Annotated in this window: 2 protein-coding genes; one reads left to right on the plus strand and one right to left on the minus strand. The window is 41.0% G+C overall.

Annotation, left to right across the window (positions count from 1 at the left end; translation table 11 throughout):
- Positions 1 to 685 (plus strand): His/Gly/Thr/Pro-type tRNA ligase C-terminal domain-containing protein (locus ACLNCN_RS04660; protein ID WP_424844731.1); only part of this gene is annotated, 685 nt, incomplete at its 5' end.
- 243 nt (positions 686 to 928) lie between these two features.
- Here the strand turns inward: ACLNCN_RS04660 and ACLNCN_RS04665 are convergent.
- A partial coding sequence (locus ACLNCN_RS04665) for a DUF389 domain-containing protein (protein WP_424844732.1) occupies positions 929 to 1544 on the minus strand: 616 nt, incomplete at its 5' end.

The raw sequence follows: 1544 nt of genomic DNA on the forward strand, positions 1-1544 counted from the left end.
CCGTCTCTCTCTTCGTGACCCTCAAGATACTCATAAGTACTTTGACAACGATGAGATGTGGGAAAATGCTCAAACCATGCTTCGTGCAGCCCTTGATGAAATGGGCGTGGACTACTTTGAAGCCGAAGGTGAAGCAGCCTTCTACGGACCAAAATTGGATATTCAAGTTAAGACAGCCCTTGGAAAAGAAGAAACCCTTTCTACTATCCAACTTGACTTCTTGCTTCCAGAACGCTTCGACCTTAAATACATCGGAGCTGATGGTGAGGAACACCGTCCAGTTATGATCCACCGTGGTGTAATCTCTACTATGGAGCGCTTTACAGCTATCTTGATTGAGAACTACAAGGGTGCCTTCCCAACATGGCTTGCACCACACCAAGTAACCCTCATCCCAGTATCTAACGAAAAACACGTGGACTACGCTTGGGAAGTGGCTAAGAAACTCCGTGACCGTGGTGTTCGTGCAGATGTAGATGAGCGCAATGAAAAAATGCAGTTCAAGATCCGTGCGTCACAAACAAGCAAGATTCCTTACCAATTGATCGTTGGGGACAAGGAAATGGAAGACGGAACAGTCAACGTTCGTCGCTACGGACAAAAAGAAACACAAACTGTCTCAGTTGATGACTTTGTTCAAGCTATCCTAGCTGATATCGCCAACAAATCACGCGTTGAGAAATAAGAGATAAAATCCTAGCTACCTAAAAAGCAACAACTATTTCAGCTGTTGCTTTTTATATTTTTACTCAATGAAAATCAAAAAGCAAACTAGGAAGCTAGCCGCAAGCTGTACTTGAGTACGGTAAGGCGACGCTGACGTGGTTTGAATTTGATTTTCGAAGAGTATTATTTAATCCGAGCTAGTAGTGATTGACCAAACCACCACACAAGATTTGCTTTCATGAGTTAGATAAGGTCAATATCCTCAATCCTTGTCTGCTTCATTTTCTTTTACGAGATCTTTTTGTGAATCCTTTTCAGAGAGTTTTTGATCGATATACTTGTTAATGGTTTCATAAAATTCCTTGGTCGCTTCACTATCTAATGTTGGCGAGTTCTGAACTTGATTCACTTTCAATTGAACAGATTGAATACCGTAAGAGGCTTGTTTTTGGTGGAGTGTTTCTAATTCTTCTTCTGAAATCGGATCTCCAACAACCGTCAAGACCAATTCATTGTTACTTGACTTGTAGACTTGATTAATAACCGCATAATTGGCGAACTCTTTTCCTACAAACTGTTTGATCCCTTCTTTGCGCGCTTGTTCTATTGTCAGAGTAACTGCCGAATAGCTAGCTGGAAGAATCAACAATACAATCAAAGATATCAAGCCAATTCTCATTTTAATGCTCAGCTCTTTAAATGAAGTTAAAGGAGATTTTCTCATCAAAATTCTTGTTCCAACAATGTTGGCTAGCATGATAAAGACACAGTTGATCAAGAAAAGATAGAGAGCCCCCAATAAAAATCGTACATTCCCATTAGCTAAACCATAGCCAGCAGTACAGATAGGCGGCATCAGAGCTGTAGCAATGGCTACT

This window comes from Streptococcus sp. CL8.13 (assembly GCF_049737895.1).